Origin of the sequence: Paraburkholderia lycopersici, assembly GCF_900096975.1 — a bacterium.
In the GTDB taxonomy this organism is placed as follows: domain Bacteria; phylum Pseudomonadota; class Gammaproteobacteria; order Burkholderiales; family Burkholderiaceae; genus Paraburkholderia; species Paraburkholderia lycopersici.
Map to the genome: position 1 here is coordinate 1 of NZ_FMYQ01000001.1, position 16326 is coordinate 16326.

Genomic DNA, 16326 nt, shown 5'->3' on the forward strand with positions numbered 1-16326 from the left:
GCCCGGCAGGTCTGCTGCAGGCTTACCGCTTCATCGCGGACAGCCGCGACGAAGCAACCGGCGAGCGCCTCGACAACCTCGAGGACCCGTACCGCTTGTTCCGTTGCCACACGATCATGAACTGCGTCGACGTTTGCCCGAAGGGCCTGAACCCGACCAAGGCGATCGGCAAGATCAAGGAACTGATGGTTCGTCGCTCGGTCTGACGAGCAATAAGTCAAAACGCCCCGGCTGGTTCATCCAGTCGGGGCGTTTTTACTGCACAACGGCAAGTTAACAAGGCAAGGGCGAAGCAGCCTTTTTAAGATTCAACCGGAAAATTCGGTTTCCGAAAATTCGGCTTCCTTAACAAGAACATCGCCTGTCGAAGCGGGAATGATCGGCTCCCCGCCCTTCACCAGATAGTTTAGAAGATGCGCGCATGCCGTTTCATAGAGATGCACGGAAACGGATTGAAGCTGCCCGTCATGCAGCGTCAGCACGATCTTCAGCGCGTCGATTTCGGAATCGGCCAATTCCCGCTGATTGCATCGGCAAAGCGCGGCTTCCGCTTCATGGAGGACAGGAATTTCCCAGCGCGACTCGCTCACGTCGCACAGGAGATAGGTCAGATAGACCGCGCGAAGAAGAAACGTGACATGAAGACTCTCGCCAAGCCGGCTGCGCAGCGCTTCGAGCGCAAGATGGTTTTGAAGTGAAATCGCCTGGACCATGGAGGCGGGCAGCGGTAGCAGTTTGCTGCGGCTCGCTCCTTTGCGACCTGCTTTTCTGGCTTTGGAGTGGCCCATGCACTAGCTCCCCGATCTCGAACTGAACAGCCGGAACGCCGGACGCTCCGCGAATTAAGCGGTATTGTAGAGAAGCCAACGTAAGACAACGCCATCGATGCGCGAAAGGTGCGTTTCAAAACGCTCAATGATCGATCTGCAAAACTTGCCCGATTACACGCCGTGTTATAGATGCAAGCCGGCACGCGGCGCGCCGCAGAAGATCGCACCGTTTATGCCGTGTTTTAAATCGAGGCGAGGTCAAGGAGGCGAAGGCTTCAAGGTTACCCTTCGATTTGCCAAGACACCCTTCCTCGTAGCGGAACGATTGCAACGCTCGTCCAGGCCATAATGTCCGTGGTTTGGCGCACCGAATGGAACCCGCCATTTTTAATGGACCCAAACGCGCCGGGATTACTGCGTGAGTGCCCGATTCGACTAACCAACCCGCAGAGCCCGCGGCTTACCAGGAGCAAGCGCGGCGGCCACTAAGCCCCGGCCTAACCCGCCGGGGCTTTTTCATTTCGACCATATGGCTGCCGTTCGCGACCACCGACGCGCCCCCTGCAAGTCACGCCACCGGTTACGGTCGGCGCGGCGCGACTGCCGACGACCAGGTTTGCGGGGCACAGAGCGATAACCACGTCTGATAAACCGGGTCATGCAGCGATGAACGGCCCCATGAAAGCAGTGTCATGTGGCGATTGACAGCATGATTCGCAACGGCGCGATCCGTGCCCGATGCATACGGAACTGTCTGCCGTTGCGGACAGATTCCGGTCCCCTGTGCATTCGACGACTAAAAGAGGTTCTTCGGCAGGACCCTTTCGAGCAATTCCTTCGCACGCCCGATGCCGTGCTCCTCCTCTTTCTGGCGCGGCGGCGTCGCGGCGGCCGTGCATGCGGACGCCATGTCGAGGTACTGCGTCGAACATGTCTGCGCGAGTTCCTTCGCGTGCGCAAGGTTGCCCCGCTCACGGTAATAAGAGATCAACCCGGGCCACGCAACCGAAGCCTTGCCGAAATAGTCGAACTGCCCGAGAAGAAATGACTCGCTCTTGTTCGGGTCGCGTGCGGCCATCCGGCTGGCAACGGTCGTCTGGATTTGCCACGAGCGTTCGCGGGCGTTCAGATTGCGCATCAGAACCTGCAATTGCGCGTCGCTCTGGCGCGAACCCGCCAGCGACATCGAGTTGGCGAGCAGGAATACCGGCAGCGCGTCGTCGGCCGTCGCGCCGGAGGCGATCATCTGCGCCAGTTGCAGCGCCTGCGCGTACTGCCCGCCCGCCTGCGCGCCTTGCAGGTCGCCGATGGCCGAGTAATGCGTTATCTGTTGCGTCACGACACTGCGCTTTCGCACCGCATTCCACGGCGCGACGCGCGCGTCAGGCATGTTGTTGCCGACGATCGGCCGAACGAGTTCGCGCAGACTCGCTTCACGCGCTTTGGGGTCGCCGTGGTCGTCGTGCAGCTTCTCCATCTGGTCCGCGATCTCGTTCTCCAGTGCGTACTGGATATCGAACACCTGTCCCGTCAGGTCCGCGTTCGACGATGCGTAGCTCGCCACCGCCTGGCTCAGGCCGCCGACACTGACGAGTTGCGCGGCGCCGGCATTGAGCCCCGGAACGGTCTGCGCGCGCGATCTGGCGTCTGCGTCGCGGGTAGCCTTGTCGCGGGCCACCTTGGCCTGCTCGTCGCGCAGCTTCGCCCGGTTCGCCCTGGCTTGCTCATCGTAACTGGCGATGCGTTCGAGGAACGTCTTGAAGCCGTCCACATAGGAATAGCCGCAGCGCAGGCTGATGGTGGCGCCGAAGCGGTCGGCCTGCTCTTCGATACTGCGCTTCCACGCCGGGAACATGACCCGCGTGCCGAGCGTTTCGATCACGGCGATGTTGTCGATGCCGCTCCACGCGTGCGCATTCGGCGTCTTGTTCGCAAGCGACCATGCGACCGATACCACGGTGGCCGTGGTTTCCCCAGCGGTTTTCACGTCGTAGAGCGCATGATGATTCAGATAGATGTGGCCGAACTCGTGAGACAGGATGGCGAACATCTCGTCCTCGGACTCCGCCATCTGGATCCAGCCCATTGACACGAAAATGTTGCCCCCTGCGCTGGAATTCGCGTTGAGGCTCGGATCGCCGATCAAATGAACCGAGCCTGGATAGCCGGGCGTTCCCGCCGTCTTCTTGATGGTCGCGAGCAAGCCGTTGAGATAGCTTTCCATGTCCGGCGACGATACGAGTCCCCAGCCGTCGGCGCGCGCGGTGTCCAGGTCCGCCTTCGCATCGGGCCAGTTTCGTGAAGGCGGCGGCGGAAGCTCGCCGACCTTGTCAAGCGTTGGGCCCTTCGTCTGTCCGCCGCCGAGGTCGGAGAACGAGGTGGGCAGCTTGACGTCGGCGCACGCACCCAGCAGCAGGCCCGCGCAAGCCGAACAGAAAGAGCGGCGGCCGTATCCGTTCATTTGTTGCACTCGTCCGACCCCGCTCCGAACCGGCTGGCCAGGGTTTTGGTAGGGGCCTTGGCGCAAACGACTTTCGCCGATTGCCGCACGCTGACATCGAGCGGATTCACATAGTAGACGCCGCCGTTGTAATGCACTCTGTAGCGTTTATCAGCCTTCTGCGCCCGCAGCGGGAAGGCGTCTCCGGGCGCGGTCATGACCACCGCCGGGGAGTTGGCAGTCTGATACAGCGCCACGGGCGTATCCGATTCGAGCATCAGGGATTGACCTTCCTGGCCGGCGTCCTCGGACGCGGCATGGAGGTTGCCGCCCATCAGCGCGGCGGCCGCGCCGCATGCGAGCACGGCTACGCGCAAGCCAGGCCGGATTCCGACAGACTGGATTCTCATCATTCAGACTCCTCATGGCCGGTAAAAAAATCGACGAACTTTTCGCCCCACTCAAACCATTCAGCGGTGATCGCACACGCAACGACATGCGTGACTGCGAGATACGACTCGTGAAAGATCTTCTGTCCGAGCAGCAGCAGCGCGAGCGTGAGGCAAATCGCCACGCAGCCCGTGAGCAACTTCCATGAAGCGGCGAAGGCCATGCGCCTCCATATCGACGGCGGACCGCCGCCACGACGGCGCAATACCGTCCGCACTCCATCCAGCCGCTCCTGGGCCACGGCGTGCCGGCGCGCGCGGCGAAGCGCGGTTTTCCTGACGGCCGAAGCGGGTGCGGGTCTCACGCGCAACGGCCGGCGGCTCGTCACGCAATCGTGCACATGTCCTTCGATCATTCGCCTGAAGCCGGGCTTCCAGAACTTTTTCAGGAGATGCAGCAGGGAGACTCCTACCATGCCGAATATCGCCACCCACTCGAGTAGCAATTTGTCGTGCGACCAGCCGAGCGCGGGTTCGCGGTTTTCGACGTAGCTGCCATTCCACGTCATCAGATTGTCGAGCGCCATGGCGTGCAGATATACGCCCGGAAGCCGCTCGTGAAGCGGTGAAACGATGAAATCGCCGCCGTCGTCGAGCGCGGTTCCGATCATCACGATCTTGTCCGTGAAGGCCTCACGCCGTTCGGCGCCTTCCATGTCGTCCATCTCTCCGGCGATCACCGTGCGATGGTAAGCGCACAACGGCATTCCGGCGGAGGGAAAGAGCGCGCGGACCTCGGCACGCCACACCAGCAACGCCGTGCGGGTCTCGCCCATCGAGGAACAGTACGTGCCGGTATCGCCGCCACCTTCACCGGGCTCTCGTGTTTCGGTGAGCCCGAACCAATATGCAAACCTGCGCAGGATCGTTTTGCCGATGCCGTGACGCTCCTCGAGCTCATTTTCCTCTTCCTGGGTCGGGTTGTAGATCCAGCCCCTGGGCCCCGATCTGGAGGGCGTCAAGCCCCACGTGAGCGCAATGGACCACGGCACCGCCGTCCCGTCCCCCGCTCCGTTCCGGGGTTTGCCATAAAGCGCCCGGTAGATCGCAAAGGCGGCGCTGGGCACATCTGCCGCAATGGCTTTTGTGCGGCGGTCGGGGGCGCCGCGCGCCTGCCCCGCTGCCGGCCCAACCACCCTGTAGTGGAGCGGGTAGGTCCAGGCAAGGTGATCGACGCCGGCAGGCTCGTACTCGACGGCGACCTTCGTTGCCTGTTCTTCCGGCAGCGAGTCGAAATCAGGGCTGATACTCAAGCCCTCGTCACTTCTGAGGGCCGCAAGAAAGATTTTGACGGGACGGCGATCAGTCGTTTCTTTACTCAGAGCGGCGATAGTCTTCTTCAGTCTATCGAGTCCTGAGTCAGCCCCGTGAACCAGCACGATGTCAAGAAAGATCGCCTTCGGCGAGCGTAACGAAATCTTTCGGAGCAAGTCGCTGTAGTACTCGTAGCCAAGGGGCCATCTTCGGCTCCCCACGCTGTTTTGATCGATCAGTACGACTGTGATTTCATTCCGGCTGGCGGGCTGATAGAACGCGCTTATCACCGGCGCGGCGAGTCGGGCGAACTTGTCGACGACGATGTCCTCGGTGAAACGTTGCGGTAGAAGGAACGCAAGCACGATGCCGAATATAAACGACGTCGCGATGCTCGCCGCGATGCGCGGCTTGGGGCGTCGCAGCCAGGTGCTGAGTTGTTTCTCCGCGTTATAGACGGTCCGAGCCACCGCATGCTCCCCGGCTTTGAACGACGCCACGACAATCGGACTGGATTCACGTATTGAGTTTAGTGAAATCGAAATCGCAGCAAGTGACTATTTTCGTGGGGTAAACACCAGCGGGATTTCTCGGCGGAAGACTGCGCTCTTCAGGATGTTTCGATACGGCGTTCCCCGGCAACATGAAGTCATATGTAGTGCAAACAGTCATCGAATGCGGAGAAGATTCCTCGTACGAATGCGTAATCAACAAACCGGGTTCGAATGTTTGTAAGCACAACGACCGATCGGAAAACTGACGAATACTTCGCACGCGAAGTGCATTGCGGACGTTGTGTTGCGCGGTCGGCGACTCGCGGACGGCCTCTCGCATTCCAAACGGAAGTCCCATTGCAGGAACAACGAGCGGCCCGCGATCGTTGGCGTGACGGCTTCAGGTCCCACGGATTGCCAGGGTATACGAGAGCCGCGCATCCCCACGGGACTACGCGCGCACGATCGCAAACTTCCAGATCCGACAAATAGCAGGCTTGTTCCGCCATGGCGCGCAGCAGCGCCTGCGGATGCGTTAGAAATACAGCGCGCCGCTGCGCGCTTCCTTCGGTGCGTACCTCGTTCGACTAAAGCGCATGTGAGCCGGAATGCCGTCGGCCGGTAGGCACGCTCCGCGCCCGAAGGCGGACTGTGTGCTCCGGCGAACGGTGGTCCGGGGGCGGGCTGCCTAACATGCGCCAATCGTCAACCACACTGTCCGGCGATCGCACATCATGAGCATCTCGAAGCTCAGTTCCTGGGGCCACTATCCGTACGCGCCACAAACCGGCCGCGAGCCCGTCTGGCGCGAGCGCGTACAGCCCGCGCTCCGCGAGGCGGGCGAGCGCTTCGGCACGACATTGCCGTTCGGCAACGGGCGCAGCTATGGCGACAGTTGCCTTGCCGCCACCGATCACGTTCTCATGCTGCGCGGACTCGACCGCTTCATCGCCGCCGACTGGAAAACAGGCGTCCTGCGCGCCGAGGCGGGCGTCACGCTCGGCGCGGTGCTCGCGCTCGTGGTGCCGCGCGGCTGGATGCTGCCGGTCACGCCCGGTACGCAATTCGTCACGCTCGGCGGCGCGGTGGCCAACGACGTGCACGGCAAGAACCACCACGTGCGCGGTACCTTCGGCCGACACGTGCGGCGCTTTTCGCTGCTGCGCTCCGACCGCGAACCGCTCGAATGCGCGCCCGAAGAGAACGCGGACCTCTACCGCGCGACGATCGGCGGCCTCGGGCTCACGGGCATCGTCGAATGGGTCGAACTGCAACTGATGCCGGTCGCGTCGAGCCGTCTCGTCACACAGACGATCGCGTTCGGCAATCTCGACGAATTCCTCTCGCTGTCCCGCGAGTACGACGCGCGGCACGAATACGGCGTGGCGTGGATCGACTGCCTCGGGCGCGGCGCCTCGCTCGGCCGAGGCATCTATGTCAGCGCGGACCATGCCGCCGACCGGTGCTTCGACATGCCGCGCCGGCGCCGGCGGCGCGTGCCGTTCGCCCCGCCCTGGTCGCCCGTGAACCGCTACACGTTGAAGCTCTTCAACGAGTTCTACTACCGCCGGGCGGCGGCAAAGGCGGGTCCCGCCGTGGTCAACTGCGCGAGCTACTTCTATCCGCTCGACAGCATCGAGAACTGGAATCGCCTGTATGGGCGGCGCGGCTTCCAGCAGTATCAATTCGTCGTCCCCGACGCTACGGCCCGCGACGCGTTGCACGCCTTCCTCGACGCGATCGCCGCGACCCATGCGGGCTCGTTCCTCGCGGTGCTCAAACGCTGCGGCCCGCTCGCCTCCCCGGGACTGCTTTCGTTCCCGATGCAGGGGATCTCGCTCGCACTCGACTTCCCGCAACACGACACCCGCAGCGCCACGCTCTTCGCGCGGCTCGACGCGATCGTGCGCGAAGCGGGCGGCCGCCAGTATCCGGCCAAGGACGCACACATGAGCGGCGCCGATTTTCGCGCCGCCTATCCAGCGTGGCAGGCGCTCGAACAACTGCGCGACCCGGCCTTGATGTCGCGCTTCTGGCAACGGACAACGCGGTGATGGACAAGAACATTCTGATCGTCGGCGGCTCCTCCGCCATCGCAGCGGCCTGCGCGCGCGAGTGGGTCGCGCGCGGCGCGAACTTCATGCTGGCCGGCCGGCACCCAATGCGGCTCGACGCGGTCGCCCAGGACCTGCGAGTGCGCGGCGCGGGCCGTGTCGGCACCTTCGTCCTCGACGTGAACGATTTCGAACAGCACCGGGCCCTGCTCGACGCGGCCGTCGCCGAGCTGGGCCGCATCGACATCGTTCTGCTCGCGCACGGCACGCTTTCCGACCAGTCGGAGTGCGAACGCGATCCGCAGGCGGCAGTGCGCGAATTCACGGTCAACGCACTCTCGACGATCGCACTGCTCACGCTGCTCGCCGGCCTGTTCGAGACGCAGAAACGCGGTTCGATCGCTGTTATCTCGTCGGTGGCGGGTGACCGCGGACGTCCTTCGAATTACGTCTACGGCGCCGCCAAGGCGGCGGTGACGACCTTCTGCGAAGGGCTGCGCGCGCGGCTCTTCAAATCGAACGTGAAAGTTCTGACGATCAAGCCGGGTTTCGTGAGCACGCCGATGACAGCCGGACTTGCGCTGCCCGGCCCGCTCGTCGCCTCGCCCGAACGCGTCGCGGCGGACATCGTGCGAGCGGTGGAGCGCGGCAAGGATTCGATCTATACGCCGTGGTTCTGGGCCGGGATCATGCTCGTCATCCGCTCGCTGCCCGGCTTCGTGTTCAAGAGGACTTCGCTATGAGCAGCCCGGCCGCGGGCGTCGTGCTGAGCCGCTCCCGACTGGTCTTCTGGTACGCGGTGTTCGCCGCCATCTCGATCGGCGCGAATCTCGGCAGCCAGAGTCTGGCGTTCCATCTGTACCAGGGCGCATATGCGGTGCCCATTTCGGTTTGCGTGGGCACGGGGGTCGGACTCGTCGTCAAATACCTGCTCGACAAGGCCTGGATCTTTCGCTACGAGCACCGCAGCGTCGCACACGGTGTGCGCACGTTCGCGCTATACGTCGCCATGGGGCTCGGCACGACGCTCGTCTTCTGGGTCGTGGAATTCGGCGCGGATGCGCTCTTTCACGACGAAACCGCGCGCCTCGCGGGTGGCGCACTGGGTCTGGTGATCGGCTATGTCACGAAATACCACCTCGACAAACGCTTCGTGTTTGCCTGAGCGCGCGTGCGTTGCAGCACAGAGCGCGCATGCCGCCGTGGTTACGATGGCCTCCCGGAGCGCGGACCGTGCACGTGCCGCCCGCGTCGCGCTCCATGCAGCGCGCCAGCAAGCGCCCCACCTGTTCCGGTCCCGGCACGGAGAATGAACATGGCCACTGCCGCAATTCAATCTGTTCCGCTCTGCGTGGACCTGGACGGAACGCTCACGCGCACGGACCTGCTGTTCGAAGCCTTCTTCGTGCTCGTCAAGCAGAACCCATTGTCGTTCTTCCTCTGCTTCGTCTGGGCGCTGCGCGGTCGCGCCTACCTGAAGGAGCAGATTGCGCAGCGCGTGAACATCGACGTCGGCGTCCTTCCCTACAACACCGAACTGCTCGCATGGCTGCGCGACGAGCGTTCGAGCGGGCGCGAACTGTACCTCTGCACGGCCACGAACCAGCGTCTCGCCTCGCAGATTGCCGCGCACTTTGGGCTCTTTACCGGCGTGGTCGCGAGCACGGTCGGCAACAACCTGCTCGGAAAGAACAAGGCGCGCGCGCTCGTCGAGCAATTCGGCGCCCACGGCTTCGACTATTGCGGCGACGCGCGAGCGGACTTGCCGGTGTGGCGCGAGGCGCGCCAGGCGATCGTGGTAGGCGACAGGCACATTGCCGCCGCGGCGCGCAAGGCAAACGCCGCCACCATTTTTTTCGAGCACAAGCGCCGGCTGGTTCCGCTCGTGCTCAAGGAAATGCGCGTGCACCAATGGGTGAAGAACGTGCTGATCTTCGTGCCGCTTCTCACCGCGCATCGCTTCACGGACCTTTCGGCGGTCGCCGCGGCCTGCATCGCATTTCTGTCGTTCAGCCTGGCCGCTTCGTCGGTGTATCTGCTCAACGACATGCTCGACCTCGACGCCGACCGGCGCCACGCACGCAAACGCAGCCGGCCATTCGCCTCGGGTGGCCTGTCGCTGAAATTCGGCATCGTGCTCACCATTGCGCTGCTCGCCGGCGGCGGCGGCCTCGCGGCGCTCCTGCCCTGGAAATTCGGCGTCGTGCTGACTGCCTATTTCGCGACCACCGTCGCCTACTCATTCGCGCTCAAGCGCATGACCCTTGTCGATGTATTCACGCTTGCGTGCCTGTACACGGTGCGCGTGATCGCCGGCGGCGCGGCGACCGACATCCCGCTGTCGTACTGGCTGATTCTGTTCTCCGTGCCGATTTTTCTCTCGCTCGCGATGGTGAAGCGCTACGTCGAGCTCGACATGATTCTTCGCGAAGGCAAGACGGAAGCCGCCGGCCGCGGCTACATCACGCAGGACATTTCGATCCTGCGTTCGTTCGGCACAGCTTCCGCCTATCTCGCCGTGCTCGTGCTCGCGTTGTATCTGAACACGCCCGAAATGAAGACGTTGTACCTGCATCCGCAGGCGCTGTGGGCCACCTTCGCGCTCACGCTCTACTGGGTCAGCCGGATCTGGATGTGCGCGTTTCGCGGCACGATGCACGACGACCCGATCGTGTTCGCATTCAAGGATCGCGCGAGTCTCGCTGTGCTCGGGCTATGCGGCCTCAGCATGCTGCTTGCGATCTGATAGGCACTGAGATAGTGCGGCGGCGCGGGACCACGGCTCGCGCCGATGCTCTTTACGTTGCAATGGTACGTGGCGATCATGAATCGGGACGGAGGCTCGCTTGAAGCTAGATGCGGCGATGGGTAAGGATGGCGAGGCATGGTCCCTGTGGAGTTTATCCGCAGCCACCTGCTTCCTGTTGGTTTTTGCATTCAACGGAACGTCCGGCTATTTCTGGGACTATCGAGTCTACGAGAAAGGATTGAACTGCTTTTTTAGCGGCCTCGATCCTTATGCATGTGCAGCGGGTGACTTTCCTTTCGTCTACCCGCCATTTTTCCTGAAGATATTTTCCATTGTTCATTTCAGAGCGGCATTTGCCGTCCTGATTGCCGCCTCGGCGGCAGGAATTGGTTGTGTCTGCATTGATCTTCGATCGCTGGTCCCGTATCGCCGCCTGGTGCCCTGCATCGTTCTCGGCTTCCTGGTCGGAGGCTCCGGTTTTGCCTCGATCGTGACAGGGAACATAAGTGTCTTCGCACACCTGCTCCTCGTATCGCTTTCATATTTCCTGTACAGAAAGAACGCTATCTATATCTCAACTGCGCACGCGTTCGCGGTCATATTTTTTTCGGCCATAAAGCCCTATTTCCTTGCTTACGCGCTGCTCTATCTCTTCCTGCCCAAACGGATGCTTTTCACGTTCGCTGCGGTGATGCTGTCGGTTGCCGGCATCTACCTAGCCCAGCCCGTTCTTTATCCGCAACTGTGGGCGGGATTTCAAGGAGCCATTTACAGTCAGATCGTCGGGCAAGGGGATGCAGGGCTTTCCCTTTTTGGCGTATTAGGCAAGTTCGGGATGGGAAAGATCGGAATCCTGCTTCACGCGCTCCTGATGCTCGTCATCGTGCTGATATCCGTGCTGCTTCGGCGCAGACATGGCCGGATCTCGCTTGCGATCGGTTCCACCGGCGAGCTGTTTTATTTCCTTGCGATTCTCATTCTGCTGAACCCGAGATTGATGTCGTACGATTTCAGTGTATTTTCAGTTTGTCTTTATTTGTCGATGATCATCTCGTCGCGAGGAGAACGCTGGACGGGATCATTTCTGATATTTTTCCCGTTCCTGACTATCCTGCCTCTATGTCTCGATGCACTGTTTGGCATTCGAGTGCATTCCTTAACCTATTATTTCCTGTCGACGTATGTTTTGCTGGCTACGGCAATCGCCTGTCAATGGCCTAGGCACGCCCCCTGGACAACGGCGTCGGCTGGCGTCCCGTCGCGGAAGTAATACGTCGATCTGGATTGCCTTTGATCGACCCCGTGCTGTGCTCTGACGCGCAAAGGGATGCAGCACTAAATCCGCACGGGGGGGAAATCCGAAGCACCCAGGTTCTCGATATCGATGTAAGACGGCAGCTCATTCGCGGCGCTCGAGAACCAGCCCGTTTCCGTTTGGGAGAACCCGATCCGCTCGAAATAATCGTGGCAGGTCGCGTTTCTTCCAGTATCGACGAGATCGGCCCGGATCTCAGGACGCGACTTGAGCGCCAGCCGGGTCGCGATTGCTCCCACGCCCAGTTCGGCGCCAAGTCCAAACACGCGGCATGACAGAACGACCTGTACGATGTGCTCGCATCGGATCAGGCAAACAGAAATGATTCCATTGTCGATCAATCTGTCCCGCAGAGAGGAAACCACACAGTACCCGCCGTTGCTTATAAATTTCTCGAACTCCGATCGTTCCCACCTTTTCCCGGTCGTGTTGAACTGATTCGTCTTGTTGACGAGCTCGAAGGCACGGTCAAAATGTCTGGAGCCCGGGGATTTGAGCAGGAAGAAGGATTGACGAAGCTGCAACGAAGCGAGCCATGCCTCTCGCGAAACACCGCTCGCGCCATCGGTACTGGCTTCGCGCTGCGAAATTGCGCGCACGAGTTCCGTGCGTCGCGAGGACTCTTCGGTGACGACGGGGACCTGTGTTTCGGCCGATCGCAGGATGATTCGCCGCCAGTCGTAATGATTGCCGCCCAGACAGCGAATATCGGGAATCGCTGCCTTTACCTCGGATAACTCGCGATCGTTGTCGTCTATGAACACACAGTTGCCCGGGAGCAAATTGACCGTCTTGAGGATCTCAAGGATGTTCTGCGACTTGGGCTTCCAGTTTATGCGGACGCAGGCAAAGTCATCGAGGGTGATGGCGCCGCGCCAGATAGCATTGAATCTTTCGACGGTAGGCGCTTCTTCATTCTTGCTGCAGATAGCCAACAGTCCGCCGCGCTTCTTGAAGAACATCAGCGCTTCAGCGAGGCCGACAGGCCAGCCTTCGATGCGCTCATCGATGCTCAGACCCTCTCCTTCCGCCGCAATACCGCGCCACATGGTGTCGTCGAGATCGACGATAATCAGCTTCACCGGGTTTCGCTGCTCCACGATCTTGACTATCGTTTCAATCCGCGACAAAAGTGCAAGCGTATATTCGCGGGACGCCACCTCATACGTGAAGACATTCCCGAGCGCTCTCGGCGCGTTCAATCGGTTCGAGTCAAGCTTGAAATCCCAATCGTTGATAAACGAGGCGTGCGAGCTGCTTGCCAGGACATCGTCCTGCAAATGCCGGCGACCGACGAAGTTCAGTATTTCGTTGGCGTCGAGAAAGTAACCGTTGCTCGTCTTGCGGACCGTGTCGGACAAAAGCCGGTTGATCTCGCGAACGAGATTTCCGGGCGACCCCAGCCCGAACGGGTCGATGAGATCCCCTTCGTAATTAAAGCTCGGCTCGAAGAACGACATGAAGACAAGCGGAACGGCCGTTATCTTCGCGGCGATCTGCGCCACCTTTTCCCGAAGGCATTCGCCGACGCTTTCCAGGAGCGCTCGCGCCTCATCGTCTGAGCGGAGCCTGGAGAAGGCCATGTCGACCACCGGCTCGGGCGTTTGCGTCGCTTCGCTCAGAATATGCCGGAGGGTGAGGCCCACGACGGCCACGTCATCTGTCGGGGCTGCATCCGGAATGGGCGTGTGGCGTTTTGAGCCCATCAGGATATGGCGAATATTGTGCCCGGAATTCACGCTTCGCTTGACGAGCATATCGACTGCACACGTTCCAAGCAGCAGGATATTGAGCTTGCGCGAACCGATTGCGAGCGACGTCGGTGGCAGGGGCAAATTCACCTGCTTATCAGCGACAGAAGAGTAAAACAAATCGCGAACAAATTGGCGCATCTGTGACCCCAGAATCAAAACGTTCGACGCCGCAGGGAAATACAAATCGCATGCCGGCATTCGGTCCGGCGCGCCGGAGTTTCGCGAAGCGTGCTCGCTTTATCCTGACGGCCGGTATGTGCCCTGCGATTAAAGCAGAGCGTCACTGCCCCCTCTGTGCGCCGACATACACAGCTTGATCAGTGCTGGATAGGAGCCCGCCCATGCCGCGCCAGGCGAGAGACTCTGGCGGCAAAGAGTCGAATTGGAGGAAACGAAACAGGTGTCGCGCTCGCCAGCGTCGCTGGCTGGCGCAGCGGAACGGCGGCGGGAGATCCGCGGCACGATCCCCGATAATCAGGTCGAGTAATCCCGAATCTGAATTTTCCGTCTCAACTGCTTCATCAGGTTCACGCCGCCTCTTCCGATGACCAGCCTCGCAAACAACGAGACCCAACCCTTGTTCGGTATATCGACCTCTCTAAATATTATTCTCTCGACGATACCGAGTCTCAGGGAAATATCCAGATTCTTGTAAATCAGGACGTTAAATATAAACGATGAGACGTGTCCTTTCGACATCAATTTATTATATTTTTCAAAAAATACGAGACTTGGCTCGCAATTAGGCGAACCCGATATTCTGGTGGCGCCCGCACTCAAGGAGTACTCCACCAGAGCATCGTGAAGATATACGAACGTGCAGCCAGCCATTTCGGCCTTGATGGCGAAATCCCAGTCCTGATGACGACGCAAAGACCCGTCGAAGCTGATCAACGGATACTGATGGCGCCACATCATAATAGACGAGGTCTGGATATAGCCCCCCTCCAATAGAATGAAATCAAGCATCGATTGACCATCGTAGGGAAAGCGGTTTCCCAAAATGCGCCGGCTTCCGTCGGTTAGCATGACGTTGCTGAACAAGACCTTCGCTTCGTTCCCGGCAGGCTTGGGACCGAACGCGGCGATGCATCGTTCGAGCTTGGTGGGGAGCCAGCGGTCATCGGCATCCAGAAAGGCGATCAGGTCGCCGGTGGCTTCTTCGATGCCCCTGTTTCGACACCACGCCGCTCCACGATTCTCGGTTTCGCGGATCAAGCGTAATGCAATGTCATCTCCACAACGACCGGGCAATTCGAAGTGCGATCCCGATGCGTCATCTATGACAATGATTTCCGACGGCACAACGGTTTGGCTGGCTATTGACTCAATCGCCACCCAGAGTAAATCGAGGCTGTTGTAGTGTGGAATGATCACACTAACATGATAGTCATTGTCAAAATCACGCCCCATCCCACACCTCGAATCTGAATTTCGCCAGCTTCCTCGCACATGGAGCAAAACCACCCAGATTGATCTGGCAGGGCTTGAATTACACGCAACCTTCCGATTTCTTGCCAACTACATCGAAGCGCTTACGAAATCTATTTTCATCGCTTACGAAATACAAAATTAATATTACAATTTCAAAATAATCATTCCGACAAAAGCTTTCCATTGCCGCGTTAGGGCGGCGCAGTTTTCGTCGAGCACGATGGAGCTGATGCAGTTCAATATCGATACAGTCGATGGCCTTTTGAAAGCCGGGCCGACCGACGGGCCGGCGAATTCGTCCAATGCCGCTTCGCATCGCGAGGAATCAGCTAGCTGGCTACGTTCGGAGAGCCCTGCGTGCTTTTGCGTCAACGCCTTGCTTCAACAATTGCCGCCTCCGCTCATCGAGGAACGACTCGCAAGATGCTTGCGGTCGTGCCGGGCACGCACGCCGCGCGCCGCCGTCGCATACGCAGGCGCGACACGCTGTGACCGATCGTAGGCCGGGTTCACCGCACCGTTCCGTGGGTTGCCCAACAATTCCATGCGGGTTGTATCGATCCAGCCTCTGGCATGCCGGCCGCTTTTGCCCGGAAGCGCGCCTATGTCTTTCCACGAAAATCGCGGAAGACTATACGCCGCTCCTCCGGGATTGCCCCCTGTAGAATCAATACGTCCCACTGCGAGTCTAACCAGGCTTCCCATGTCCACTCCCCTCCTTGCACCGCCCTCCGCGCAAGACGTGCATGTCTGGCAATGGGATCTCGATATCCGCGCTGGCGATTTCGACCGGTACTGGGAGATGCTGTCGGCGCAGGAGCGCGAACGCGCGGGCAAATTCCGTTTCGAACGGCATCGGCGCCGCTTCGTGGCGGGACGAGGCGAACTCAGGGAACTGCTCAGCCGCTATCTCGCCTTATCCCCGCAAGCGGTCGCGCTTGGCTATGGCCAGGAAGGCAAGCCATTCTGTTTGAGCCAGCCTTCCGGCTGGACGATCTGCTTCAACCTCAGCCACAGCGAAAACAAGGCGGCGCTGGCGATCTCGAACGGTTTCGAAGTCGGCATCGACGTAGAACGTGTGCGGCCGATCGAGGAGAATCTGCCGCTCGAAGTATTTTCCACGCGGGAGCGGGCGCAATTCGGCGCATTGCCGGATGCGGAACGGCAACCTGTCTTCTTCGAAACCTGGGCGCGCAAAGAGGCCTGTTTGAAGGCGCTCGGCACCGGCTTTATCCGGCCACCGACTTATTTCGAGTTCGACCTGTCGATCCACGGCGACACAACACCGCTTTTCGTCGGCGGCGAAACGCGGGAAGCGGCGCAATGGCGCGTACGCGCGCTGTCATCGGGCGAGGCCTGCGCGGGCGCGGTAGCGGCAAGGCGCGCGGACTGGTCCATCGTCGAGATGAACTGACCGACGATTGGCCAGTCCGCATCGGCGTCGCAACGCGATCGGCCCGGACGCCCCACCCGGAAATCCCCCCCAAGAACACGAGCGCTTCGCGAAAGCGCGCAAGGCGACTTTTCGCGCGCCCGTACCGCAATGCACGCGCCTGCGTCCCCTTCATCCGCCGGGGGCCCGAGCACCCGCGCGCGATGTGTTGTTGCAGCAC

12 protein-coding genes and 1 pseudogene are annotated in these 16326 nt (G+C 60.6%); 7 read left to right on the forward strand and 6 right to left on the reverse strand.

Annotated elements, in window-relative coordinates:
• Positions 1–206: pseudogene (gene sdhB, locus BLU17_RS00005) on the forward strand (succinate dehydrogenase iron-sulfur subunit); the annotation flags it as partial.
• 102 nt (positions 207–308) lie between these two features.
• On the opposite strand, the gene BLU17_RS00010 reads toward sdhB, so the two are convergent.
• From BLU17_RS00010 to BLU17_RS00025, 4 genes are all read right to left on the reverse strand, one after another.
• On the reverse strand, positions 309–788 hold the full coding sequence (locus BLU17_RS00010) for a hypothetical protein (protein ID WP_143189145.1): 480 nt from the start codon (positions 786–788) through the stop codon (positions 309–311).
• 778 nt (positions 789–1566) lie between these two features.
• Entirely contained in the window at positions 1567–3231 is a 1665-nt protein-coding gene (locus BLU17_RS00015) for a M48 family metallopeptidase (protein WP_091992841.1), read from the reverse strand.
• The gene (locus BLU17_RS00020; protein ID WP_091992843.1) at positions 3228–3623 is read right to left on the reverse strand and encodes a hypothetical protein; all 396 of its coding nucleotides are present in this window, start codon (positions 3621–3623) and stop codon (positions 3228–3230) included. The genes BLU17_RS00015 and BLU17_RS00020 overlap by 4 nt, the downstream gene beginning before the upstream one ends.
• Positions 3620–5413, reverse strand: a complete 1794-nt coding sequence (locus tag BLU17_RS00025; RefSeq protein WP_176928863.1) for a CHASE2 domain-containing protein — start codon at positions 5411–5413, stop codon at positions 3620–3622. The genes BLU17_RS00020 and BLU17_RS00025 overlap by 4 nt, the downstream gene beginning before the upstream one ends.
• A gap of 728 nt (positions 5414–6141) precedes the next feature.
• Between BLU17_RS00025 and BLU17_RS00030 the strand changes: the two genes are divergently transcribed.
• From BLU17_RS00030 to BLU17_RS00050, 5 genes are all read left to right on the forward strand, one after another.
• Positions 6142–7461, forward strand: a complete 1320-nt coding sequence (locus BLU17_RS00030; protein WP_091992848.1) for an FAD-binding oxidoreductase — start codon at positions 6142–6144, stop codon at positions 7459–7461.
• Positions 7461–8204: an SDR family oxidoreductase gene (locus BLU17_RS00035; protein WP_091992850.1), complete on the forward strand. Its 744-nt coding sequence runs from the start codon at positions 7461–7463 to the stop codon at positions 8202–8204. The genes BLU17_RS00030 and BLU17_RS00035 overlap by 1 nt, the downstream gene beginning before the upstream one ends.
• The gene (locus BLU17_RS00040; RefSeq protein WP_176928867.1) at positions 8201–8626 is read left to right on the forward strand and encodes a GtrA family protein; all 426 of its coding nucleotides are present in this window, start codon (positions 8201–8203) and stop codon (positions 8624–8626) included. The genes BLU17_RS00035 and BLU17_RS00040 overlap by 4 nt, the downstream gene beginning before the upstream one ends.
• 150 nt (positions 8627–8776) lie before the next feature.
• Positions 8777–10207 (forward strand): UbiA family prenyltransferase, encoded by a 1431-nt coding sequence (locus tag BLU17_RS00045; protein WP_425434047.1) that lies wholly within the window; start codon positions 8777–8779, stop codon positions 10205–10207.
• A gap of 100 nt (positions 10208–10307) precedes the next feature.
• Positions 10308–11480: a hypothetical protein gene (locus tag BLU17_RS00050; RefSeq protein WP_091992856.1), complete on the forward strand. Its 1173-nt coding sequence runs from the start codon at positions 10308–10310 to the stop codon at positions 11478–11480.
• Between the two features lie 65 nt (positions 11481–11545).
• Here the strand turns inward: BLU17_RS00050 and BLU17_RS00055 are convergent, their stop codons facing one another.
• On the reverse strand, positions 11546–13417 hold the full coding sequence (locus BLU17_RS00055; RefSeq protein WP_176928869.1) for an HAD-IIIC family phosphatase: 1872 nt from the start codon (positions 13415–13417) through the stop codon (positions 11546–11548).
• A gap of 336 nt (positions 13418–13753) precedes the next feature.
• Positions 13754–14692 carry a glycosyltransferase family 2 protein gene (locus BLU17_RS00060; protein WP_091992861.1) on the reverse strand — a complete coding sequence of 313 codons (939 nt, stop codon included), beginning with the start codon at positions 14690–14692 and terminating at the stop codon, positions 13754–13756.
• A gap of 625 nt (positions 14693–15317) precedes the next feature.
• Here BLU17_RS00060 and BLU17_RS00065 point away from each other — a divergent pair.
• Positions 15318–16127, forward strand: coding sequence for a 4'-phosphopantetheinyl transferase family protein (locus BLU17_RS00065; protein WP_245746669.1), 810 nt, complete (start codon positions 15318–15320; stop codon positions 16125–16127).
• Positions 16128–16326: the final 199 nt, after the last annotated feature.

Coding starts and splice junctions, on each gene's coding strand:
- BLU17_RS00010 (WP_143189145.1), bottom strand. CDS start 788: ATGGGCCACTCCAAAGCCAGAAAAGCAGGTCGCAAAGGAGCGAGCCGC.
- BLU17_RS00015 (WP_091992841.1), bottom strand. CDS start 3,231: ATGAACGGATACGGCCGCCGCTCTTTCTGTTCGGCTTGCGCGGGCCTG.
- BLU17_RS00020 (WP_091992843.1), bottom strand. CDS start 3,623: ATGATGAGAATCCAGTCTGTCGGAATCCGGCCTGGCTTGCGCGTAGCC.
- BLU17_RS00030 (WP_091992848.1), top strand. CDS start 6,142: ATGAGCATCTCGAAGCTCAGTTCCTGGGGCCACTATCCGTACGCGCCA.
- BLU17_RS00035 (WP_091992850.1), top strand. CDS start 7,461: ATGGACAAGAACATTCTGATCGTCGGCGGCTCCTCCGCCATCGCAGCG.
- BLU17_RS00040 (WP_176928867.1), top strand. CDS start 8,201: ATGAGCAGCCCGGCCGCGGGCGTCGTGCTGAGCCGCTCCCGACTGGTC.
- BLU17_RS00045 (WP_425434047.1), top strand. CDS start 8,777: ATGGCCACTGCCGCAATTCAATCTGTTCCGCTCTGCGTGGACCTGGAC.
- BLU17_RS00055 (WP_176928869.1), bottom strand. CDS start 13,417: ATGCGCCAATTTGTTCGCGATTTGTTTTACTCTTCTGTCGCTGATAAG.
- BLU17_RS00060 (WP_091992861.1), bottom strand. CDS start 14,692: ATGGGGCGTGATTTTGACAATGACTATCATGTTAGTGTGATCATTCCA.
- BLU17_RS00065 (WP_245746669.1), top strand. CDS start 15,318: ATGTCTTTCCACGAAAATCGCGGAAGACTATACGCCGCTCCTCCGGGA.